Below are 23,091 nucleotides of genomic sequence, written 5' to 3'. Positions count from 1 at the left end.
CCCAGTAGCGGTATGCCAACTCTATCGGTAACGAGCGATCATCGCCATCCACCTCGGCTGGCAACAAGCTGTACAGTACTGATACTGCGCTCTAGAAAACCACCCTCGCAGTAGCATAAGTAGTAGCGCCACATCCTGATGAACTGCTCGTCAAAACCCTGCTGTAGGTAATGATCTATGTTGTTGTTGAACTCCTTGTGCCAATCTGACAAGGTTCTCGCATAATCCATACCGATATCTTTGAGATCACGGATAACAAAGTCGGTATGCTGGGTAAGGTGTTGAGAAAGTACTGTCACCGACGGCAAGAAGCCACCTGGAAAAATATATTTTTGTATGAAATCAACACCTTTGCTGTAACTATCGAATCGCTGATCCGCAATGGTTATAGCTTGTATCGCCAGTAGGCCTTCTTCTTTGAGCAGCGACTGACATTGCTTGATATATGTCGTCAGGTACTCCTTGCCAACAGCTTCTATCATTTCAACCGACACGATTTTGTCGTATTTGCCGGTTAAATCTCGGTAATCTTCCAACAAGAGCGTAATCTTTCCTTCAAGCCCCTGTTCATGGATACGTTCTCTGGCCCATTTATGCTGGGCATCTGAAATCGTTGTTGTTGTAACCTGGCATCCATAGTATTTGGCAGCATGAATGGCCAATGCTCCCCAACCGGTTCCAATTTCTAACAGGTGATCTGTCGGCTTGAGTTCCAGCATTTGGCACAAACGATCCATCTTGTTAAATTGTGCCTGGGATAAACTGGTCTCTTCACTGCCGTAGATTGCAGCCGAATAAAGCATGTTTTCGTCTAGGAAGGTACGATAGAAATCATTGCCAAGATCATAATGAGCCAAGATATTTCTCTTTGAAGCCTGCTTGTTGTTGCGTCTCGTGTAGTGGAGCCACTTGTTCTTAAAAGCAGTTAACCAACCGACCTTCGCTTCAATTTTATCTAGGATAGGAAGATTTCTGGCCAGCACCTGGACAACTTTTGTTAAATCAGGCGAGTCCCACCAACCGTCCATATACGCTTCTCCGGCCGCTATGCTGCCGCCATCCAATAACCGTTTGTAGAACCCCTGATGCTTAACCAGCAACTGAGCTTGCAACCCGCTGCACTTGTCACCAAATTGGAATGTTTCACCATGTACCTCTGACACCGTCAGTCCACAGCCTGTGAGCTGCTGTAAAACAGTGGTTACGATTTTCCTCGCTACACGATCTGTTCCTGACAGTGCCAATGATCCCCGGCTAACTTCGCTACTTATCATGGCTTCGACTCCTTATTATTTGATGGTGGAGGAAAATGCTCGGTTTCCTTCGCAGCTACTGGAGATTGATTGCTATCCGGGTGGGAATAAAATGGCACCTTCTTGAGCCAAAGCCTCAATGCTTGCCAATAAATCCCCCAAACGACTTTCACCGTTTGAACTGGTGTTTGATAGATGTGCTGCCACAGGGTTGACGTCGTCATTGGAGCCCGCTTGAGCGACATTGTCGCATCCAATACCTTTAGGTCTGTCCGACTGTCATGAATATCCAAATGAAGCAGTAACCTTGACGACGGTGCTCTTAGTTTCCAGTAATATCGTTGGCTCATCGGATTGAATGGGGATACATGAAAAGATTTTTCTTCCAGCCACTGCCGCTGCAGCCACTGTTCGCTGGCGGGTAAGGCGTAGTAATGCCTTTCATTCCAAGGAGTATTACTGACCTCGGCGAGGACCCAGCGCCATTGCCCTTCTTCGTCATACACGTAATACAAATTCAACGGACTGAAATAAATACCGGCATACCGCAACTGGCATAGCAGCAAAACATTGCCGCTGACTGGCTCATTGGTCAGCTGCTCAAGCTTGGCAAGCACCGCGGATTTCAATGCCACTCCCTGTTCGGCAATTCCAGCCTTGGCGGACTGATTCACCTGCTCAGCCCCTCTGAGGTAATCCGATACCTTGAACCGGGCAAACTGGTACCACTGGCAGCCGAAACCAAACACCTGCCGCTCAAGCTGCCCGAGCTCATCTAAATCTATAAGCGGCATAAACATCGGATACTGAAATTGGTGGGAAACCGGTGAAAACCGACGATGCCTGATAACTCCAGAAAATAGGCCGCTGCGCATCAGGCACCCCCTCTCCGGGCCGCTATCTCTGACACGGCTTGAGAGCCCTCAGCAAAACCCTGTCGATGGGGATGCCTAACAGGAGTCTGGCGCTGAATGGCTTTTACTACATCAAGGGCACTGCGTACGCCGTCTTCATGAAATCCGTTGTACCAGTATGCACCGCAATACCACGTACTCTCCACGCCATTGATTTTATCCCGGCATTGCTGAGCCTGAATGCTTTGCTTGGTGAACACCGGATGGGCATAGACAAATTTTCGTAGTATCTTCTCGGGTGCGATTTGCTCATTCTGGTTCAGTGTGACACAAAAGGTTTCCGGAGCAGTAATGCCCTGCAGAATGTTCATGTTGTAGGTTAAAGTCGTTTGCTTGTTTTCCCACTGCCCCTCATCGTTATTACCCAAAAAATAGTTCCATGCCGCCCAAGCCGCCTTGCGCTTGGGCAATAAGAAATTATCTGTATGTAACACCACATCATTTTTCTGATAACCGAGAGCCCCCAGTACGGCCTGCTCGGTTTCGTTGGCATCGGTAAGCAAATTCAGGGCCTGGTCACTGTGACTGGCAAAAATAACATGGTCATAAATCTCGCTGACGCCATTTGCCGTGACGACCGCCTTACCGTGAGTGCGCTTGACCGAGGTGACAGGGGTTGAAAGCCGGATTTTATGTACAAATGGAGCGACGAGCTGTTTGACGTACTCCCTTGAACCGCCCGGTATGACATACCACTGTGGACGATTAGTAACCTCAAGCAACCCATGGTTACGGAAAAAACGGACAAAAAAAGCCAGGGGGAATTGGCGCATATCGGCCAACGTCGACGACCAAATCGCAGCCCCCATTGGCAGGATGTAATTCTCGCAGAAATAGCGATTAAATTGATATTGGTTGAGAAAATCACCTAGCGTTTGAGTGTGGGCATAACTATGAGCCGAGCTAATATCGACGTCTCTCGCCACCCGGTTAAACCGCAAAATATCATAGATGAAACGGTAAAATTTAGGGTTCAACCAATTTCGCTTTTGGGCAAACATAGACAAGAGATTGTGCCCGTTATACTCCAAGCCATTAAGTGTGTTGTGGACACTGAAACTCATCTCGGTTGGCTGACCGGTGACCCCAATTTCAGCCAGCAACTTTTCAAAGTTTGGGTATGTTCGGTCATTGAATACAATGAAGCCTGTGTCGATGGCATACTTACCGCTAGCCACCTCGACATCAACCGTTGCGGTATGGCCACCAATATAATCATTCGCCTCATAAAGGGTAATGTCATGTTGCTCGTGCAAGTAATGAGCACATGTCAAACCAGAGATACCGCTGCCAATAATTGCTATCTTCATGCAGTTCTTCCTGTCATACGTTTTACGGCGGCCAATTGCATCCGAATCGGTAGCAATGAAATACACTTCAGAATAAAGCTGAATCTAGTAGGAAAATGAATTTCTTTTTTGCCTGCCGCAATACCGGCTCGAATTTTTTCCGACGCGAATTCCGGCGTGACTATCATCGGCATGGCAAAATCATTTTTGTCGGTCAATGGCGTTTTAACAAATCCCGGACTCACTAAGCTGACCGTGACACCTTTACTTGCCAAATCTATAGCCAGCGTGTGGGCAATATACGCTACTGCCGCCTTGGATGAGCCGTATGCTTCTGCCCGGGGGAGAGGAATATAGGAAGCTGTAGATCCCATAATCACGAGGTGGGTATTTTTATTAAACGATGACTGCAAAGCTTCAATGCAATTGAGCATGCCGAAAATATTAACGTCATATACGCGGCGAAACAACGCCACATCAATCTGGCCATGCTCAATATATTCACAGGTCCCGGCATTGAGTATGATCAGATCTGGTGCGTTCGTTAACCCACCCAGCTTTTGGTTAACATCGCCATAATTAGTGATGTCGAAGCTGATAGCGGTGATCTTATCGCTAGTATCAGACAACGCCTGTAGCCGTTCTTGATTTTGACCGCAGCCAAGTACCGACCACCCCTCCCTCGCATAATCAATCGCAAGCTGCTGGCCGATTCCCGAACTTGCACCCGTTATAAGAACTTGTTTTGTGTTGGTCATCATTACAGCCTCGCTTTTATCTGCCGAACGATTGGCCCTAACAGCGGGATGCCTTCATAAATCATCTCGCCCATATCGAAGTAGTCCCGATGGTAAATCACTTTCCCTTCGGCAAAGACTAAGCGTGAGCAGCCATTAACCAGACGTTTCTTGCCGGACTGGAGCTTTGGGTGTTGGAACGTCATTGTCCATTGCACATACGCAGTGTCGCCACAACAGAGCTGTTCAGTAATGTTGAAGCTGCAGTACTCGACAGCGTCAAACAGCCGGGAAAAATATTCAAGAAGCTGCCGGTAGCCTTCCACTCGGTGGGCCGGATCTTCGAATACGACATCGTGATGGTAGATCTCTTCCAGCCCCGACAAATCTTGCTTATCGAGGTGCTGATAGATTGCAACAAACTTATCCGTTAGTTCTGAGGTTTGCTCATCCATAGGTGCTCCCACATTAGTTCAGCATGCCCCACCAGTCATTGACGTCTATTGAGCTTCTTTGGCAATTTTGAATGAGCTAATTGCCAACAGCCTTGCCTGTTTGTGGTCAACAATGGGTTTGGGGTAATGAATCTGCTCGCTACCTGGCCAAAGGTGTGGCTGGTGAATATATTTGTCCGGCACGTCCTTTAACTCATGCAACCAAGTACGAATAAATTCTCCTTTTGGATCAAAACGTTCTCCTTGGGTCGTGGGATTAAACACCCTAAAGTATGGCTGTGCGTCTGTCCCGGTCGAAGCGGCCCACTGCCATCCACCGTTATTGGATGCAAAATCACCATCGATTAGCTTTGACATAAACCACTGCTCCCCGGCTTGCCAATGAATTAGCAGATCCTTAGTGAGGAAACTGGCAGTGATCATCCGCAGCCGATTGTGCATCCAGCCTGTTTGGTTCAGCTGACGCATTGCGGCATCCACAATCGGAAAGCCCGTTAGCCCGTGCTGCCAGGCTGACAACAACTCGCTTGATTGCTGCCACTGCACATTTTGGGTCCAGGACTGAAAAGGTTGGCCGCGGCACAAATCAGGGTATGCCACCAGAAGGTGACGGTAGAATTCACGCCAGATGATTTCATTTAACCAACTAAATGCCCCACTTTCAGGCGCATCCAAACACATTGGGCTCACCGCCATCAGTACCGCTATGCACTGGCGCGGGGACAACATCCCCAGAGCCAGATAAGGAGACAGGCAACTTGTCCCGTCTATGGCAGGGATATCTCGCTGTTGATGATAGTCTTCGACTTTTTCATAGCAAAATGTCACTAGACGCTGGCGAATGGTCTCTTCCTCGACCGGCCATGCCATACTGTCTGAAGATGGATAGGTCACCGTGATTTGGCCAGGTTCATCAACAACCACCGGATTTTCAACCGGCTCTGGAATAGGCAGCGGTGTTGGCGATAATGCCCGGAACTGTTTTAGCCATTCTCTTCTGAAAGGCGTAAAGACCTTAAATGCCTCGCCTTTTTGCGTTTGCACCTTGCCAGGTGCAATCACACAACTATCGTCAAATACACTAAACTTGACCTGCTCTTGGGCTAGGCGATGGCCCGTCTTGTCATCGCGCTGGAGCTCGTTCCATTCGTATTGCTTGTTGCAAAAAACATGCGAGACACCATGCTTGCTCGATACCTCAAGCAAGGTTTGTGGGATCTGCTCAAAATCAGCGACTTCCTTGAAAATAAGTGGGATACCAAGCGCTTCCAGTTGCTGCTGCAAAATTGGCAGTCGGCGACGAAGCAAATCCACCTGTATCGGGGCAACATGATGTTCATGCCACTGCATCGGCGTGGATACATACAAGGCTATAAGCTGATCACATTGCTCTGCCGCAATAAACAAAGCGGTGTTATCCACCACACGCAAGTCAGCGCGGAACCAAACCAGGCCAATATGTTTATGCTGACTCATGTTGCCACTCCAATAGTTCTGGGTGAATAGTATTAATCAGCCCAAAGGACAGCAGATCAGAGCCGGTCATACTGATTAACTGCTCTATTTGCGCCAATACGTCTGTTGGCAACTTATTATTACCATCGATATAGAGTTTTTTGTCAGACCATGAGTTAAGCAGTGGCGTCAGTGGGGCTAATTTCCCTTGATATCTCGGCAGTATGGTGACACTGTAACCAACCTCAGATAACTCCACCGCCTTTAGCCAGAAACGCGAGCTAGGTTGCTGGTCAAAACTCATCAAGATACAATCTTTCTTATTGCGTTTTCGTGAAGCCGCAATTAACGATAAACAGCGCTCTTGAAGCACAGTGTCCCAAATCACCCTTTGCACATCCTGTAGCGGGTTGTCTGGTTGGCATATTTCATTGATAACAACTCGCACGATTTTGGATTCCAGCACCTTGACAGGATACTCTTTCATCAATTGGATAAGCTGCTTGTCCAGGGAGCTGGCGTTTAACTGCGCGAGCGCGGAAAGTATATTGCCAACCCCCTTTTGGCTGTCGTTCTGCTCATCGTTATCGTTGTAGGGAGTAAGCTTTCCAAGCATGGGTTTTACTTTGCCGATAGCGACCCCTTTATCAAGCCATTCAACAATTTCCCGGATAGTCTTGATGTCCTGAGCAGAGTATAAACGGTGTCCTTTTTCCGTTCTTTTGGGATTGATCAGACCATAACGTCTTTGCCAAGCCCTTAATGTCACAGAGTTCACCCCAGTTATTTCTGAGACATCTTTGATGGCATAGTACTTGTTTTCAGAGTCCATAACGTAGCTTCAAATCTTCAGGGTAAGGGTCAATAAAAGTTTGCAACTGCAGATACGGATCAGGGTATTCCCGTAAGTAATGCTTGATCAGTGCCAGAGGGACTAGTATAGGTTGGTGCCCTTCCTTGTAGCTCATAATCAAATCTGATAATTCTTTCTTTTGCTCCTTGGTCAACGAGCGCTTGAAATAACCTTGCAAGTGCATCAACACATTAGTTTTATTTTTTCTCGACGCCCGCTCTTTTATAGCCTCCATGAATTGCAATCGATATTCCAAATAGAATTCATCAAGGTCCCACTCGCTAATGTGGGCAACCATACTACCCAATGCTTTGTAGGCGCTCGGGCTATGCGCCATTAAAACCAGCTTGTAGCGCGAGTGAAATTTAACGATGGATTTTGATGAAAGCTGATCACGCACCGAATGGTATAAATCATGAAGGGCGAAGATCCGAAAAACAAAGTTCTCCCTCAATACAGGATCGTTTAATCGACCGTCTTCCTCGACAGGTAACCAAGGCATTTTGCTCATCAGTTCTCGGGTATAAATACCGACAGATCCGCCCGGAACAGTATTATTGTTGGGTATGTGAAGTTTTACCCGCTCCATACCGCATGTCGGGGATTTGGCACAAACCACATAACCGCACAGATCATCGAACTGCGACGCTTTCTGGTGGGCAAAAGCAACCATCTTGTCGGTATAGTCGACATCTTGCTGCTTGCTCTCTACTAACCGTATTTCATCGGAAGGCAGTTGAAGTAAACGTATGACTGGACGCGGCACCTGCATGCCAATCCCGATCTCAGGACAAACCGGCTTAAAGGTAAAGTATTTGGAAAGTTCATCGACGATGAACCGATTGAGCTTGTGACCACCATCGAATCTGACACGCTCGCCTAGCACGCAAGCACTAATTCCCACTGGTATCTGCATGACTGTCCCTACCTTGTACAAAAATCACATCTTGTACAAGGAAGAATAGACGATCGGTTCAGTTATACAAAAATTTTTTTTGTATAATGGTAAAGGTGTCAGATCAACTCATTGGCACTCTGTTTCTATCCAGCGCAAATAATCACTGTAGCCGGCAGTTATGGGGAGCTGGATGATTTCCGGCGTATCATAATTGTGGTTGGCAAGTATATCCGCTTCCACTCGGTCATACAGCGCGGTGGTGGTTTTGATTATCACTAGTTTCTCTTGGTCCTGGTTCACTTTCCCCTCCCAGTGATAGTAACTTTCAATCGCCTGGACCTGTATACACGCTGCCAATCGCTTTTCTATCAAAGAGTGAATGAGTTTTTTACCGATCGCTTCATCGGCAAATGTTGTCATCACTACACACTTATCACCCATCTTCGCCTCTTTATTCAGAAAACTATTTAAGAACAATAACAAAAGAGGGAGCATCTCGCTCCCTCTTGACTTAAATAATGCAAACATTTACAAACGTTTGAATCACGGACACTTCGATACCATCAACTGCTCCGGCTCGCCGCTATCAGAAAACGACAGGCTCCAAACATATTTGCCGGCTTCAGGTAATGTCACAGCCGTATCTTTACCGTAGCCGCCACGTTTTAGCGTCGCGATTTTTCCTGGCGACAACTCCAGTCCATCAGCAGTGAACTGCGGTGACCAATCCTTGCTGGCATATTGCATTCTAAAGGCGCCAGCTTTCTCATCCACAACCGCTTGATAAGTGTTATTACCTACATAGCTGTATGCGCGGTTGGGCTTGTGTTTCCAGCCAGCATCAACAAAATCGCCCACCACGTACAAGGTCTTGCCAACTGGGCCTGCACTGCCAACGGCAGGGTTATCACACTGGGCCATAAAGCCCTCGCCCATCAACGATGCGGATGTAGCGGCTGCAGCCTTCATCAAACCAGCGGCTGACGGCTTTTCAATTGACAGGAACTTCGCCTCAAACGGCTCAAGTTTGATGGAATACTTCCCATCGACAGCGCTGTAAATTTTACCCGTTAGCAAATCAACCAGCTGGCCCTCAGATGCAATCTCACTGGCTTTCAATACGACGGTGTCAGACTGTGCCGTTGTGCTGACCATATAAAGTAATGTGTCATCATCAGCCTGTTTGTGATCAACATAAACCGTTTCGTTCGCAACAATATTGCTACGCTCGCCTCGGCTGAGTGCTGGATGGTCAGCCCTCAAGGCCATAAGCTGAGAAACATATTGCTTAAGATCCCGTTGGTTCGCATCGAGCGTTGCAGTGATCCCCTCGATATTGGCGCTGGTGCGAGCAACATGATCATCACACAGTCCTCGTACTGCGCAGTCTTGTTCAACTTTGTTCGCGTAGCCGTCCAGCTCATCACCAATTTCTTCACCGTAATACAGGGTGATCGGGCCGGAGTACGCGGCCTGGAATGACAAGGCCGCCTTGTGCCTATTCCAGTATTCCGGTTGTTCCGGCGAAGCAATATTACCTCGCTGCAGCAAATCGCCGAATCGCACCATATCGTGGTTGCCCAGCATCAGGTTAGGCTTGGCATGGGAAGGATATAGGCTGTGCAGGCTCATCCCTTCATCCAGCCATTTGCCTCCTTTGTTACCAATGCTGTTTTCATTGACAGCAAACGTCTCGACGACACGATAGCGGACCGGGAAGTCAAAGGCAGAGCACAATGCGGGATTCCCTTCCATGCCATAGCCTGTCTCTTTGATGTAATTCTCATTGTTCCAGATCTCTGCCACCATGTAACCCAGCGGATTGACGGTTTCTCCTTCTGAATTAACATAACTAACCGACTTAGATGCTTGGTCTACACTGGCTCTGATCGCTGCCCATGCCTCGGTGGGTACTTGGTAAGCTTGGTCAAGGCGCCATCCGTCAATCTTGAGCTCTTCAATCCAGTAGGTTGCAACCTCTTGGTAAAATTCGAGGCTCTCCGGGTAGCTGACAGGGTTGTTTTCGCCGGCAGGTAAACGCCCCTGCGGCGAAGGCACGACATTGCCTTTGTGATGGCCGAACACCCCGTCAAAGAAAACATAGAGCCCTTTTTCGTGCGCTTTTTCAACCAGCTCTCTGGCCTGGTCCATAGTGCCGAACCTTGGGTCAACCGCAAAATAATTGCTGGTAAAGTACCCCGTCGCATCTAGCCTGTCGGCCCAGTGGTCCTGTCCATCAACAGGGATAGAATCAAAAATTGGCGTCAGCCAGATTGCATTCATCCCCAAGGACTCGATGTAATCCAGTGAATCTATGATGCCTTGCAAATCACCTTTGTGATGGCTGGTACCATAGCCTGTACCGTGGCCAATGCTGCTATCGCCATTTACAAAGCTTTCAACCATGATCTGATAAATACGCAAGTCATCAGATTGCGTCATCATCGTGGTATCGCACAGATAAGCGTTCGAGTTTACGCCAGCAACATCAACAGCATTATCTGCACTATTGCAGGCTGCCAACGACGCGGCAATGGCCACAGCTAGCAAAGATCGTAGGTTCCTTTTCACATCGAGTCTCCAAGTTTGTTTTTATATTTTTCCTATTATTCATATCTTTGGAAAACTCATACCCTCCCCCCGTCCACTTTGGTAGGCGTAGACAAGGGGCGTAGAGACGACGAGGTAAATTCGCATCAAAATTGGACGATCAAATGCTGACAATCAAGCAGTTAACCTTGTACAAAACGAGAGTCAAAGCAAAATTTCGCCCCTTGCTATCAAGTTTCCCCGTTACATACTGTTAAGGAGCGCTAATTTCATTATCTTTGTTTGCACCAGATACCATGTTCGTGAATAAGCACTCAAATTTCATAATTTCTTCCGCTTAGCTCCGAAAGTGTACAAAACTCCAACACTTACTCAGTCAGCCGTTATAAACCTGTCGTTGATCCGAATTACACTGATAGAATACGCGCAATAAACATTGCTTAATGGTAGGTACCTAATCATGCAACATGACCAATTCGAAACACTGGTTAAATCTCTTTGTGAATTGGACTCTGTCCCGCAAGTTCTGGAAGCACTCAAAGCCAGCGACGACACAGAAATTGCTGAAGCCGCAGCATCGCTAACAGGCCAATTCAAACTGGCTGAAATTGACGGTGAACAGCGCATTTATCATGTTTCTCTGCAGGACAATGATGAAGGCGAGCAACAAGAATATGCCGAGTGGATCATGAACGTCGGTGATGACGTGATCAAGTTCGTGGCGTGGTTTTTCTTTGATATGTTTGACGTAAAAGCGAAAGACGTTTATCAAGCCGCTGGCCGCACATACCAGCAGCCAAAGCGAAAGTAATCCCGTCATGGTAACGGGCTTATCGGTTCAATCTGCCGACTGAACCGATAAGACTCTTCTGGGCAGGCCATAAAGTGGCATCATTCCAGCAATAACAATCTCTTTCGGTATTCCCGCGGTGAGCAACCATGATACTGGCGAAAACGGTGGGTAAAATTGAATGGGTCCTGATAACCCAAGCGCTGTGCTACCATGCCGATGGTCCATTCCCGGTAATACAGTAAATCCACCGCCTTCTCCATTCTGAGTTGAATCAAACGCTGCTGCGTTGAACAGCCATACAACTGCTTGGTAATGCGATTTAGTTGCTCTGTACTGAGAAAACACTGCTTAGCGATACCTCTTACCGTCCAATTGAGGTGTAGCTGTGATTCGATGTCATTAAATACACTTTGAACACGTAATACCGAATTCGAAGGGGCCAGATTGGCGCTTCCGAGCATCAAGCGGGATAACTCACTGGCGAACAGTTTCCGATAACTTGCTCGGCCACCAATTTCACTGTGCAGTAAATTCATTACCGACCATACTTGCTCACAAATGTGGCTATGCTCCACCCTTTGCCCATGGGTCACTAACGGCAACCACTTCTCTCCAGGCTTTAACAGTACCCAAGCCATTTTCCAGCCTTTTCTTTTGTCTGCCAGTTCAAAACGAAACGGCAGCCCTGCCGGTAGAATCGTGAGCGTATTTGGCATCAGATGATACTGGCGTTCGGTAAGGGTTAAGAGGCCCACTCCCTCCAGGGTCAGTAACAAGGTGTGATTGGTCGTGGCGACCCGCTCTATTTCATATCCCTCGGCCAGTTCGGCCAACCCAGCCATAAAGAAACCGTTATCAGTTAACTCGGGCAAGTCGGACTGAGTAAGAAAACGCTCTTTACATGACTGGGCTAAAAAAACCTCTTCTTTCCAATCTGTTTTGGGCTGTGCCAGGGCAAATCCCATGGTGACAGATTCACACAGGTTTTCTGTATTTTCTAACATGTCACTCCAATTACTGGTTCGCTATAGTTGCCGTCGATTACCAAGCCGACCTATCTCTAATTGGTATGATTCGGAGACTAACGATGACAACAATAAAAACAACACACACCACACTACCTCAAGACCTGTTTGCTCGCATAGCAAAACTGGCTTTTCCTGTTGCCATTCAAAGTGCCCTGGTGGCGATTCTCGCCCTCGCTGACGTGTTGATGGTTAGCGATTTCGGCCAATCTGCGACTGCCGCAGTAGGGATAGCATCCAAATGGCACTTTGTGGCCATCATGATCATGGCGGGGCTTGCTTCTGCAAATGGCATCTTAGTTTCCCAATATTGGGGAAAGAAAGACAGTGTACATGCAAAAACGGTAACTCTTCAGGCCATGAAGCTCGGCGCCAGCATTATGGTACCCGTTACTTTGGTCATCACCGTGTTTGCCCCGCAGATCATGCAGCTTCAAACCAATGATTGGCAGGTGATCATGCAAGGAAGCCAGTACTTATGGTATAGCTTTCCAGTTCTGATCCTGACCCACGTCATCATCACTTTGGAGTCGAGCCTGCGTGCCAGTGATGACGCTATGCTGCCACTGATATTGGGCGCGATAACTATTGCCCTGAATATTGCCCTCAATTTCCTATTGATCAAAGGCGGTTTTGGGATACCTGCAATGGGTGTGGCAGGTGCCGCACTGGCAACCACCATTGCTCGATTTGCACAGGTATTGATGATGTGTACCGTTTTGGTTTACCGCCAGCATTGGTTGATTGTTAGTCGCGCGATCCGTAATCACCAAACACTCTGGATGACTTACCGTAAGCTAGCGATTCCGCAGTCGCTGAACGCCCTGCTGTGGGCCCTGGGTACGCTGACCTACCAAATCATCTTTGGTCATATGGGAACAACGGAGCTTGCGGTGTTTAGCATGATCGGACCTTTTGAGTCACTGCTTTACTCCCTGTTTATGGGGATCTCCGTGGCGTGTTCGGTTTTGATCGGCCAGTCCCTGGGACGAGACGAATTTGATAAAGCACAGGCGATGACAGTCTTCTTCCTTAAATTTGTACTGATTTTAGGATTGGGGATGGGACTGTTCCTTTACCTAAACCACCATTTTGTTCTTTCTTGGCTCAACCTAAACCAAGAAGCACTTATGCCGCTAGCCAAACCCGCGATGTATGTAATTAGCATCGGCATTACCTTAAAAATGCTTAATATGATTATTATCAACGGAATTCTTCGCACCGGCGGCGAAAATCTATTCTGTCTGAGAATGGACTTTATTGCGATGTGGATGATCGGTATACCGTTTACCGCATATGGTGCATTTATTGGTGAATGGTCTTTTGGCTGGGTATATTTGGCATTATTGGTTGAAGAAGTAGTCAAGCTTTCACTATGCTTCAGCCGCTATTTGAAACGCCGCTGGTTAAATAACCTTACGGTTCAACCACAACCTGCGACGACATAAATCTATGTCGGTGTCATAAAAAAACTGGCTACGTATATTAAATACGTAGCCAGCCTAATTGAACACTAAGCCAATATTATTATGCTGCTGCTCTACCCACTACGAGTGAAAACAGAAAAATAGATATTACGGCTGCTAGCAATTTAAGCTCGCGTTTTTTCATGTACGCCTCCTCTAACTGGGCTTAGAATCAAACTACGTACCATCATGATGAAGAAGCCCGTCAACACTAGGTTCAATGCCAACGAAAGCATACTGATCGTCACAATAGGTCCACCAAATCCATAACCAATACTGATCATGAGTACACCAGCCCCCACTTCGCCGCGAGGCCACATACCAATCGATAAAGCTAATCGCTCTTTCACTGTGGCTTCATTGCGGTAACAAAATAGCGGGAACATTTTGCCGATGTTCGACACAATGGAAATCATAATGACGTGGAATACAATTTCACTCATTTCCATTGGCGGCATCGCGGTTGTTACACTGGTATTTTCTGCTGGCGTCACCGCGCCAAAAATCTGAGGCAAACTCAATCCAACCAGTACCATAAATAGGCACGCTACCGCTGTTGATACTTTGGCGTCTTCAGCTGATTCATGCTGGGATCTCATCATGCAGCCAAGTACAAATGCAGGGAGCAATACTTCAAAGTGAATATCTGTAGAAATATAAAACAGCTCACAAAGACCAGCGATCAATACGGAATAGCCAACAATAGACCCGGCAGACGAAGGGATATTCCACTTGTGCAGATACTTATAGCCAATTACCAAAAGTACCAGCATAAGGAGCAATGTCATGCCCAAAGCAGGACGCCATCCGACTACCAAAATAGTGAGAGGGATCATCAACAGAACAGTATCTAAATCATCAAAAATCGCCAGTACACGGGCCTTTTTGAACATCCAGGTCGCACCAAGCCCAGCAGCCGCAAGCATGGCAAACAGCACACCAGCAGAGGTTGGCGCCGCAAAACGACCAATAACTAGGGTTTCTTTCCATGCATCAGCGCTGAACCATAATTCACTTGGCATCAGCACAAAAATAAAATACAGCACTACAGCAATCCAGGGGAATGTTGCCGTAGTCATTGCAACAACATAATCCCAGCTGTATTGCTTGAGATTTTTTTTATCAATTTCAAATTCGCGCCCTACGTTAATCATGATGTAGGCCAATGCCGACATTGTTACAACCATCAGCGCAGGTTGCCATGCGCTATAGCCTTCGATATATAGGGGCAGCAATTGTGATAGGAACAAGCCAACCAAAAGTAAAATTGAATAGAGTATGACTTTTTTCACATTGACACCTTATTAAGAGTAACCTTCATTCTACAAACGTCATTTTTGTATTTTTCTTGAGTATGAATATATTGGTTAAACTTATTGCAGTGTTTTATTTAACGTATATAAAAGTATGATTCTGTAATTCAAATGAACTTTTTATTTCTTACTTCAATAAAGGTTAAACAAATATTTCTTAGATTTACATAATGAAATAAATTGGCGGCGATAAATAGGCAGGAAATGTATCTGATTCACAAAAAAAGTGGAAAAAATTGTGTGAGTGAATAATAACCTTAACTCGGGTTTTTCTTCAAGTCTTTTCTGTCTAACCGATAAAAGAAAACATCCTTGCACCTTTCGAATTACTTATTAACAGTTTTCAATATTTGCATACCTAAATTACGTGTTGAAATGAGAAATAAGCACCTTGTGGCACATAACGAAACTGCTACAAGTAAAACTGATTATTACCCCTTCACGGCAAGGTAAAAACCAACGTCTGCAACATGTGTTTCAATATCATAACTGTGATATAGCTCGAAACATGGGCGCTGATCAATCACTAAACCCGCTGATTTAACTTCCTTTTCAAGCGCTTCCCAATTTTCTGGGTATTCTGATTTGTGCCTGACTATCACCCTGCGGGTACAGTATTTTCCGGCAGGCAAGACTTGCGATGACACATCGCCCCCAATGGCCGTATTGGCTGGTACTGTCAAACAAATATCAGTACGACACTGTGCCGGTTCGGTCTGGTCAGGATCGTCATGATAGATAAACAAACACTGCCCACCCTGTAAGCCATTCTCCCCGGCCCACCGGTAAAGAAGGTCAACGGCAGGCTCATAATTTTCACCATAAGGGCCTTTTACTCTGATACATGCCAAGTGGATATCGCCAATCGTTACGCTTTTCATGTCATTACCTACACAACGAACTAGTATTAGTAATGTAATTTCACTAAACCGATCAGGTTCCCAATAAGGTTAGCCTATGTTTGAGTGGCTCAAAAATATCTTTAACCCAACACCACCCGATCAGGACAATGTCATTGATCAACACAAGCCTGATGATGAAGATGATCAACTAGATCGTTATGCCAAAGGTAGCCCTGCGGATGACTCTCCGCATGGAGAACACCATGATGGCGGAGACGACGGCGGCGACTAATTTATTCCCCCATATGTTGCTTGATACAAGTCAAATCTCACTGAGATAAGTGGTAACTTTTGGCTGCCTCTAACTACAATAGTACTGATGGTTAAATACACAGTCGGAGGCAGTTATGAGCTTAGTACCTCGTGATTCATGGTTCGACTTCTCGCAGATGTTTGATCATGCCTTTCCTACTTTAAGACATAGACTTGATGCCGATGTCTATTCACCAAGAATCAATATTGTAGAAAAGGACAAAGTCTTTGAAATAACCGCTGACTTGCCGGGTGTCAACAAGAACGACATCTCTGTACAGCTATCCAATGGATCACTAACCATTGAAGCGGTAACCAAAAAAGACGAACAAGAAGAGAAGGAAGGTAAGGTTATCCGAAAAGAACGCTATGAAGGAAGACTCATGCGGAGTTTCTACCTGGGCCACAATATACAACAGGAAGATGTCCATGCACGCTTTGATGATGGCGTACTCACCATTGAGGTTCCGAAAGTGGAAGGCAGTTCGCCAACCAGCACCAATGTCGAGATAAAATGACATTGCGCCGCTAATTTCATAATTAAGAGGCTAGCAACTAGCCTCTTTTTTCATAACGCTACATTTAAACATGAAAGCTCACTCGCTTACCTTTATAATGGTGGTTTTTCTTTAGCAACCTTGTTCTTACTGCCATGGCCAAAGCAAAACCCGCAGTCAGTATCGAGACGTATGGTATCCATACGACTTGGGATGCTGAATCCAAACACCTGCCAAAAATCAAAACTTTTACCACCGACGTACCCGCTGAAATTGACATCGAGTTTGGTTTTACGGTCAATATTAAGAAAGCCCGTGGTGAAAAAATCCGCTATTGTATCTATCACCCGGGCATAACTGATGAGGATGGTGATGAATTGGACCCATTCGACGGAGAACTCCATGTCCGCACTAACGACTGGGACTTCTACCTTGGTGATACGATTTGGGAGCCGATTGCCAATAAAATCGGTAAATGGCGCATGACTATTGAACTTGGCGGTAAGGTGGTCGCCGAAAAAACCTTTAACCTTTACGCCAAAGACGAGGCTGAATTCTGGAAAAGACGTGGCTACTAGATTAAATAAAAAAGCAGCTCACATAACACACACTCATTTGCTAGGTTTCTAATGTATACAAAACACCCTGCTGACACAGTCATCGTACTCGACTTCGAGACTACCGGCCTATCGCCTAATATGGGTGACCGCGCTATCGAGATTGGTGCAGTCAAAATCCAAAACGGCATTGTGATTGATCAATTTCAGCAATTGATGAACCCTGGCTTCCGTGTCAGCAGCTTTATCGAAGGCTACACCGGCATCACCAATAAAATGTTGGATTCGGCTCCCAGTTGCCATGCGGTGATGGACGAGTTTGCCGATTTCATCCAGGGCTATAACCTCATTGCCCACAACGCCTCTTTCGACCAGCGCTTTCTGGATGCCGAACTTGGTATGCTTGGCCGCCAGTACAACGGCAGTTTTGTCTGCTCAATGTTACTGGCCCGTCGCCTGTACCAGGATGTGCCCAACCACAAACTGGGCACGCTGGTTAGTGAGTTAGACATTGCCAACGACGGTACCTTTCACCGGGCGCTGGCGGATGCGGAAATGACGGCAAGACTTTGGTTACGTCTCATCGATGAGGTTAAAACACAAACCAACCTTCAAACCGTGTCTTTTGATGTGATGCGTAAGTTGAGTAAGACTAGCAAAGCGTCCATTCCGGCCTTGTTCAAAAAGCTCGCCGCCTGATCCCCCAAAGCGCCGCAATGTGGTACCCAAAGCCAATCACTTGTTCGGCTTGGGTACCTCTTTTACAACCCGACTACAAAAGCTTCTCTTGCAACCAGTTAGAAATATCCTTGATTTGCGGATAACAAACTTGATGCTCCATTGGGTATTCTCGCCAATGAGGTGCAAAGCCATACGCCGTCAATGCGGCGACAGCCTGCTTCCCCATCGACGGCAGTACAACAGGATCATAGCTGCCATGCATCACTTCTATATCAAGCTGTTTGTTAGCACTGCTGAGCTGGATCTCTTCCGCGGTAGGGAAATAAGTCGATAGCGCCAGCAGTCCCGCGAGCGGTTGCGGATAAGTCAATGCCACTTGATAAGCAACCGCCCCACCCTGGGAAAAGCCGGCCAGTATAATTCGCTCACTGCGAATACCGCTCGCCACCTCGTGATCCACTAGCCTTGCAACCGAACTGGCCGAATCAAGCAGCTGCTCGGTATTGAGTTTTCTTCCCGCTCCCATTTCAAGGATGTCATACCAGGCCGGCATCACCATCCCGCCGTTAATAGTAACGGGAATGGACGGTGAGTGGGGAAAGATAAAACGAATGGCCGCTTCTTTGGGTAGGTTTAATTCGGGAACAATGGCCTCAAAGTCGTGTCCATTAGCGCCAAGTCCATGTAACCAGATAACGGATGCGTTTGGGGTCACCGGCGGTTCAACAATTACGGCTGATAGGGGGTGTGTCATGATGTCTGCGTCCTGCAATGGATTGTTGTCGTGAAGTTTATAACAAAGCCACCCAAGCAGCTATACACTCGGATGGCTCTCAGAAGGCTAAGGATTGCGATCAAAGTTACTCAGGCACAACCCGTGCGGTGCGGCCATCAACATTGACACGTACTCGCTGACCCACACTGAACATCATATTGGGATTTGCTTCCTGCACAATCGCAATAGTCTCACCAGTGTCATCCATTTTAATCGTCAGGTTAACCCCATTTCGCCTTGTCACACCTTCTGCCGCTTTGCTGCCCGCATAACCACCCAGGACCCCACCACCGATTGCCGCTATATCGGAACCTGAACCCCCGCCAATTTTCGACCCCAAAATACCGCCTACCGCAGCCCCCGCGATTGCCCCAACCGCTTGGCCTTCACCCTCAATGGTGACCGGTTCAGTTTTAACGATAACACCATAACGTACCTGCTGAATCGTCCGGGTATCTGCCACCCCATAAGAATCCCCGTAGGGGTTACTTGAACATCCAGCCAAAGATATCCCCAACAAGCCCAACAGCAATACGACCGGATACAACAACCTTTTCATGCCGACACCTTATCCACCTAGGATCCTGCCTTAAGTATAGCGGGAACATGCCAAGCCTCTAACGGGGTCCTCCACGGCTTCTTGTCCATGAAGTGGATGAATATCGAGCAACCGAACGAAAATACATGCTTGCCCGATGAAAAACCGTTGCATTTTTTTACTGACACTTTAATTTACGTGCACGCCTAGACTTTAAAGCCGCTTACCGCTTTGGCTTCGATACAAGCAATGAAGACTCTACTTTCACTTCCCAAGTTCATCACATTGATCTTCGGCCTATCGCTTGCATCCCTATCGGCCTATATCAGTTTTCTTTTTCAACCCGGTTTTGAACATAGTCGCTACCCCGTCACACTAGCCGTCGAATCTTCGGAGCAAAGGCTCGGTGATGAGGAGGTGTGGCACTATTCTCTGCTCCATCAACATCGGCCTATCGGCTGGATAACACTAAGCTCTCCGCCGGTATCACAACGGCACATCGAACTGCAGCAACGTTCACAACCTGTCACACACCTCATCCAAAAACATGAACGACGCACCCTGGTCAGTTTATGGTTTTTAGTTGCAATGACTGCCATCGCTTTGCCGCTGTCCGTCTATATGCTCTTTAAAGTCAATCACCGACTAGGCGGCTGGAAAGAAGCAAATACCCAATACCGAAGCATTGCCGAACCTCACTGAGGCTTACGTGCTCAAAAACGTAAATCACCCAAACGGTTCCAACAACGGCCTGCACTTTGGCACTTGCTAACGTGCTCATTGTTAATGCTTGCGATAAAGAAATTATGCTCAACTACAGACCCAGAATTGACTATCCACTGCTACTCGCTATCAGCTTGCTGATTTTGCTCGGCTCGCTGACCGTATGGAGTGCAAGTGGCTTCAGCGAACCAATGCTCGAACGCCACCTGATCCGTGCGCTGATAGCCCTGATTTGCTTGGTTGTAATGTCAGCCATTCCGCCCATCAAATACCAACATGCGGCCCCCTATCTCTACGGCTTGTCGGTGGTGCTACTGCTTGGCGTCATTGTCATGGGTGACAGCACTAATGGTTCACAGCGCTGGCTGGCACTTGGTCCTATCCGCTTCCAGCCATCGGAGTTGGTAAAAGTTGCCATTCCCATGATGGTGGCCTGGCTATTAGTGGTGGATGCAGGGCGGCCCGACTTGAAAAAAATTGGCCTGTGCCTGCTGGTTACCGGCTTACCAGCCGGGTTGATTTTTATTCAGCCTGATCTTGATGGTGCTATTTTCACTATTATCTACGCCCTTTTTGTTCTGTATTTCGCGGGAATGAGCTGGAAGATCATAGGTTCATTTCTCGGCGGCATTGCCACGGCCGTACCCTTGCTGTGGTACTTCGTCATGGAGGCATATCAAAAAAAGCGTGTCACACAATTCCTCGACCCAGAATCCGACCCGCTTGGCGCCGGCTATCAGATCATTCAATCTCTCATTGCTATTGGCTCCGGGGGGATTAAGGGGAAAGGGTGGACCAATGCAACCCAGGGTCACTTAGGTTTTATCCCAGAAAGCCATACCGACTTTATCTTTTCTACCTATGCCGAAGAGTGGGGGTTTATTGGTAGCCTGCTGTTGTTGGGGTTATATCTTTTTATCACTGGCCGGGTAATTTGGCTCGCTTGTCAGTGTGAGTCACCATTCAACCGCTTGGTCAGTGGCTCGCTATCACTGAGCTTTTTCTTGTATGCCTTTATCAACATGGGCATGGTGAGTGGTGTGCTGCCCGTCATGGGCAGCCCCCTGCCTTTCTTTAGCTACGGTGGTACCGCAATGATCACCCAGGGCGTCTGTTTTGGCATCATTATGTCGCTGTGCCTCTATAAGCCCTACAAGAGCAAATAGGTAACTGTTACCGAACCAAGCTTGATAGCAGAGCCTAGCTTCACAAGCGCAAAATCCGTGAAGCAAGCTCTGCCCTTGGCCCTCCCCCGGACCGTCCACCAGCCCAGGGGAGTAATGGGATGTAATCTAACCCATAAAGCCCTTACTTTAAGGCGATTCCGCCAACCTTACTTCACGAAGAACATGTCTTTGGCGTAGATGTTGCCCTTCGGGTTATTGGCAGGAAATCCTTTCAGATTAGCCTTGACCAAACGGGTGTGATTATAGTGATAGAGCGGGATCACCGGCGCAGCATCATTGAGAATACCTTCAGCCTGATTGTAGAGCTGGTAACGCTCAGACTCCTTAGCGGCTGTGGCAGCCAGTGCCAGCAAATCATCAAACTTGCTGTCACAGAAGCCGGTTTCATTACTCACGTGGCCACATTGGAAACTCCCGAGCACTGATGAAGGCTCGGCAAAATCGCCAAATGCATAAGAGCGCGCTACGGTAAAGTCGCCCGCGGTTTTCGCCGACAGGTAGGCGTTCCACTCCATATTATTCAGCTGAACATTGACCCCAAGCGGCTTCCACATCGAAGCAATAGCCAGCGCAATTTTCTTGTGATTCTCGCTGGTGTTGTAAGTCAGCTTAATCGTTAGCGGCTTACTCGGTCCGTAGCCGGCCTCAGCCAACAATGCTTTAGCCTTTTCCAAACGCTCTTTGCGATCGGCTACCTTAAACGACGGCACGGCACCTTCGTATCCGGCAATAATATCTGGCACCACCGAATAGGCGGCAGGTTCACCCTGGCCCGTCACCTTGTCCACCAAAAGCTCTCTGTCGATAACCATACTCAATGCACGTCGAATATCGGCATTATCAAATGGTGCGACGCGGGTATTAAAGGCGTAAACGTATGAACCAAGGAGACGCAGTGCCTGAATTTGCTCTGGACTTTCTTTCATCAGCTTTTGGTAATACTCAAGCTGGACCCGGTTGGTCATATGAATTTCACCAGCCTGGTAGCGGGTTAACTCGGCATTTTGTGATGACAGAGCAAGATAAGTCACGCCTTCAATCACTGTTTTTGCATCGTCGCGATAGTGTTGGTTTCTGACCACTTCCACCTTTTCATTGGGTACCCACTGCTTCAGGGTGTAAGCTCCATTTGAAACAAAGTGTTCCGCACGGGTCCAGTTGTCTCCGTGTTTTTCAACCGCGGCCTGCGGCACCGGGAAGAAGGTTTTGATACTCATCATGCTGATAAAGTACGGGGTCGGACGCGTGAGCGATACCACCAAGGTCCGTTCATCCTGCGCTTTAACACCCAACTCAGAAGACGGCTTGTCACCCGCGACAATCTGATCGGCATTGACCACATTGGCCGTTTGGAAATTAAAGCCGGTACTGTTACCGGTTTTGCTGTCGACAGCGCGCTGCCAAGCATAGACAAAATCGTTGGCGGTCAGCGGGGAGCCATCAGACCACGTCAGGCCATCGCGCAACACAAAGGTCACCGTTTTACCGTCTTCAGAGATAGACCAAGACTGTGCTTGACCCGGTATCGTTTCACCATCGAGGTTTTCGATCACCAAACCTTCAAAAAGATCGTTGACGATCACATCACCCGGGCTCCCCGAGCCCACAAAACCCGGATCGACGGTATCCGGCTCGGCACCGTTGGCTCGTACCAAATACTGGTTTTGTGCAAGTTCGACACCTTGGGGAACATCGGCTGCAGCCAGGTAAAACGAGGGTAAAGCAAGCGCAGCACTGATCGCTGCGGAAAGTACAAACTTCTTCACTGCAAAGTCCTTTTATATAGTTATATATCCAGGCTACTTGGTATGGCCTGTTTACTTGATAGAAGATACTCGACTAAAAATACTTCCTGATGTCTGAGTGACCTATCAATACAACGCTATATTGTCCTGCAAATCAATATGAAATGAACACAACCAACAAACTCAGAACAATCGTTGCCTTCTGGAAAAAGGACAAAAATCAGCACTAAAAA

Annotated in this window: 24 protein-coding genes; 8 read left to right on the top strand and 16 right to left on the bottom strand. The window is 47.4% G+C overall.

Annotated features, from left to right (window positions below; genetic code table 11):
- Positions 1–38 precede the first annotated feature (38 nt).
- From PTW35_RS21575 to PTW35_RS21530, 10 genes are all read right to left on the bottom strand, one after another.
- Positions 39–1,274 (bottom strand): cyclopropane-fatty-acyl-phospholipid synthase family protein, encoded by a 1,236-nt coding sequence (locus PTW35_RS21575; protein ID WP_281028914.1) that lies wholly within the window; start codon positions 1,272–1,274, stop codon positions 39–41.
- Positions 1,271–2,128 (bottom strand): DUF1365 domain-containing protein, encoded by an 858-nt coding sequence (locus tag PTW35_RS21570; protein WP_281028913.1) that lies wholly within the window; start codon positions 2,126–2,128, stop codon positions 1,271–1,273. The genes PTW35_RS21575 and PTW35_RS21570 overlap by 4 nt, the downstream gene beginning before the upstream one ends.
- Positions 2,128–3,477 (bottom strand): NAD(P)/FAD-dependent oxidoreductase, encoded by a 1,350-nt coding sequence (locus tag PTW35_RS21565; RefSeq protein WP_281028912.1) that lies wholly within the window; start codon positions 3,475–3,477, stop codon positions 2,128–2,130. The genes PTW35_RS21570 and PTW35_RS21565 overlap by 1 nt, the downstream gene beginning before the upstream one ends.
- Positions 3,474–4,217, bottom strand: a complete 744-nt coding sequence (locus PTW35_RS21560) for an SDR family NAD(P)-dependent oxidoreductase (RefSeq protein WP_281028911.1) — start codon at positions 4,215–4,217, stop codon at positions 3,474–3,476. Before PTW35_RS21560 ends, PTW35_RS21565 begins: the two co-directional genes overlap by 4 nt.
- Positions 4,217–4,648: a nuclear transport factor 2 family protein gene (locus PTW35_RS21555; protein WP_281028910.1), complete on the bottom strand. Its 432-nt coding sequence runs from the start codon at positions 4,646–4,648 to the stop codon at positions 4,217–4,219. Before PTW35_RS21555 ends, PTW35_RS21560 begins: the two co-directional genes overlap by 1 nt.
- 45 nt (positions 4,649–4,693) lie before the next feature.
- Positions 4,694–6,124 carry a deoxyribodipyrimidine photo-lyase gene (gene phrB / locus PTW35_RS21550; RefSeq protein WP_044621159.1) on the bottom strand — a complete coding sequence of 477 codons (1,431 nt, stop codon included), beginning with the start codon at positions 6,122–6,124 and terminating at the stop codon, positions 4,694–4,696.
- Positions 6,111–6,935: a MerR family transcriptional regulator gene (locus PTW35_RS21545; RefSeq protein WP_281028908.1), complete on the bottom strand. Its 825-nt coding sequence runs from the start codon at positions 6,933–6,935 to the stop codon at positions 6,111–6,113. The genes phrB and PTW35_RS21545 overlap by 14 nt, the downstream gene beginning before the upstream one ends.
- Entirely contained in the window at positions 6,925–7,872 is a 948-nt protein-coding gene (locus PTW35_RS21540) for a 2-thiouracil desulfurase family protein (protein WP_281028907.1), read from the bottom strand. Before PTW35_RS21540 ends, PTW35_RS21545 begins: the two co-directional genes overlap by 11 nt.
- 108 nt (positions 7,873–7,980) lie before the next feature.
- The gene (cutA, locus tag PTW35_RS21535; RefSeq protein WP_044621916.1) at positions 7,981–8,295 is read right to left on the bottom strand and encodes a divalent-cation tolerance protein CutA; all 315 of its coding nucleotides are present in this window, start codon (positions 8,293–8,295) and stop codon (positions 7,981–7,983) included.
- 102 nt (positions 8,296–8,397) lie between these two features.
- Positions 8,398–10,425: an alpha-amylase family glycosyl hydrolase gene (locus tag PTW35_RS21530; protein ID WP_281028906.1), complete on the bottom strand. Its 2,028-nt coding sequence runs from the start codon at positions 10,423–10,425 to the stop codon at positions 8,398–8,400.
- 439 nt (positions 10,426–10,864) lie between these two features.
- Here PTW35_RS21530 and PTW35_RS21525 point away from each other — a divergent pair, with 439 nt between their 5' ends.
- Complete coding sequence (locus tag PTW35_RS21525) at positions 10,865–11,215, top strand: hypothetical protein (protein WP_039460994.1); 351 nt, start codon at positions 10,865–10,867, stop codon at positions 11,213–11,215.
- Positions 11,216–11,295: 80 nt separating this feature from the next.
- On the opposite strand, the gene PTW35_RS21520 is transcribed toward PTW35_RS21525, so the two are convergent.
- Complete coding sequence (locus PTW35_RS21520) at positions 11,296–12,201, bottom strand: AraC family transcriptional regulator (RefSeq protein ID WP_281028905.1); 906 nt, start codon at positions 12,199–12,201, stop codon at positions 11,296–11,298.
- 83 nt (positions 12,202–12,284) lie between these two features.
- On the opposite strand from PTW35_RS21520, the gene PTW35_RS21515 reads away from it, so the two are divergent.
- Positions 12,285–13,670 (top strand): MATE family efflux transporter, encoded by a 1,386-nt coding sequence (locus PTW35_RS21515; RefSeq protein WP_281028904.1) that lies wholly within the window; start codon positions 12,285–12,287, stop codon positions 13,668–13,670.
- 143 nt (positions 13,671–13,813) lie between these two features.
- Here the strand turns inward: PTW35_RS21515 and PTW35_RS21510 are convergent, their stop codons facing one another.
- Together PTW35_RS21510 and PTW35_RS21505 are read right to left on the bottom strand one after the other, a co-directional pair.
- A complete protein-coding gene (locus tag PTW35_RS21510; protein WP_281028903.1) occupies positions 13,814–14,980 on the bottom strand; it encodes a sodium:proton antiporter in 1,167 nt (388 codons plus the stop codon).
- A gap of 452 nt (positions 14,981–15,432) precedes the next feature.
- Positions 15,433–15,882 carry a GyrI-like domain-containing protein gene (locus PTW35_RS21505; RefSeq protein WP_281028902.1) on the bottom strand — a complete coding sequence of 150 codons (450 nt, stop codon included), beginning with the start codon at positions 15,880–15,882 and terminating at the stop codon, positions 15,433–15,435.
- Positions 15,883–15,958: 76 nt separating this feature from the next.
- Here PTW35_RS21505 and PTW35_RS21500 point away from each other — a divergent pair, with 76 nt between their 5' ends.
- The 4 genes from PTW35_RS21500 (at position 15,959) to PTW35_RS21485 (ending at position 17,908) form a co-directional block, all read left to right on the top strand.
- A complete protein-coding gene (locus tag PTW35_RS21500; RefSeq protein WP_156149925.1) occupies positions 15,959–16,135 on the top strand; it encodes a hypothetical protein in 177 nt (58 codons plus the stop codon).
- Between the two features lie 115 nt (positions 16,136–16,250).
- Positions 16,251–16,673, top strand: coding sequence for an Hsp20/alpha crystallin family protein (locus PTW35_RS21495; protein WP_052829623.1), 423 nt, complete (start codon positions 16,251–16,253; stop codon positions 16,671–16,673).
- A 134-nt stretch (positions 16,674–16,807) separates the two neighbouring features.
- Positions 16,808–17,230 carry a DUF3859 domain-containing protein gene (locus tag PTW35_RS21490; protein ID WP_044621165.1) on the top strand — a complete coding sequence of 141 codons (423 nt, stop codon included), beginning with the start codon at positions 16,808–16,810 and terminating at the stop codon, positions 17,228–17,230.
- A 51-nt stretch (positions 17,231–17,281) separates the two neighbouring features.
- Entirely contained in the window at positions 17,282–17,908 is a 627-nt protein-coding gene (locus PTW35_RS21485) for a 3'-5' exonuclease (protein WP_281028901.1), read from the top strand.
- Positions 17,909–17,981: 73 nt separating this feature from the next.
- Here PTW35_RS21485 and PTW35_RS21480 read toward each other — a convergent pair whose 3' ends face one another.
- Positions 17,982–18,644, bottom strand: a complete 663-nt coding sequence (locus PTW35_RS21480; protein WP_281028900.1) for an alpha/beta fold hydrolase — start codon at positions 18,642–18,644, stop codon at positions 17,982–17,984.
- A gap of 106 nt (positions 18,645–18,750) precedes the next feature.
- On the bottom strand, positions 18,751–19,224 hold the full coding sequence (locus PTW35_RS21475) for a glycine zipper 2TM domain-containing protein (protein ID WP_039460977.1): 474 nt from the start codon (positions 19,222–19,224) through the stop codon (positions 18,751–18,753).
- Positions 19,225–19,452: 228 nt separating this feature from the next.
- Between PTW35_RS21475 and PTW35_RS21470 the strand changes: the two genes are divergently transcribed.
- Positions 19,453–19,905 carry a hypothetical protein gene (locus tag PTW35_RS21470; RefSeq protein ID WP_281028899.1) on the top strand — a complete coding sequence of 151 codons (453 nt, stop codon included), beginning with the start codon at positions 19,453–19,455 and terminating at the stop codon, positions 19,903–19,905.
- 104 nt (positions 19,906–20,009) lie between these two features.
- On the top strand, positions 20,010–21,092 hold the full coding sequence (gene rodA / locus PTW35_RS21465) for a rod shape-determining protein RodA (RefSeq protein ID WP_044621169.1): 1,083 nt from the start codon (positions 20,010–20,012) through the stop codon (positions 21,090–21,092).
- 167 nt (positions 21,093–21,259) lie between these two features.
- Here rodA and PTW35_RS21460 read toward each other — a convergent pair whose 3' ends face one another.
- Positions 21,260–22,819, bottom strand: coding sequence for a peptide ABC transporter substrate-binding protein (locus PTW35_RS21460; RefSeq protein WP_281029121.1), 1,560 nt, complete (start codon positions 22,817–22,819; stop codon positions 21,260–21,262).
- Between the last annotated feature and the right edge of the window lie 272 nt (positions 22,820–23,091).

Source organism: Photobacterium sp. DA100, assembly GCF_029223585.1.
In the GTDB taxonomy this organism is placed as follows: domain Bacteria; phylum Pseudomonadota; class Gammaproteobacteria; order Enterobacterales; family Vibrionaceae; genus Photobacterium.
Note: the sequence above shows the minus strand (reverse complement) of the source record. Positions and strands in the feature narration are given on the sequence as shown.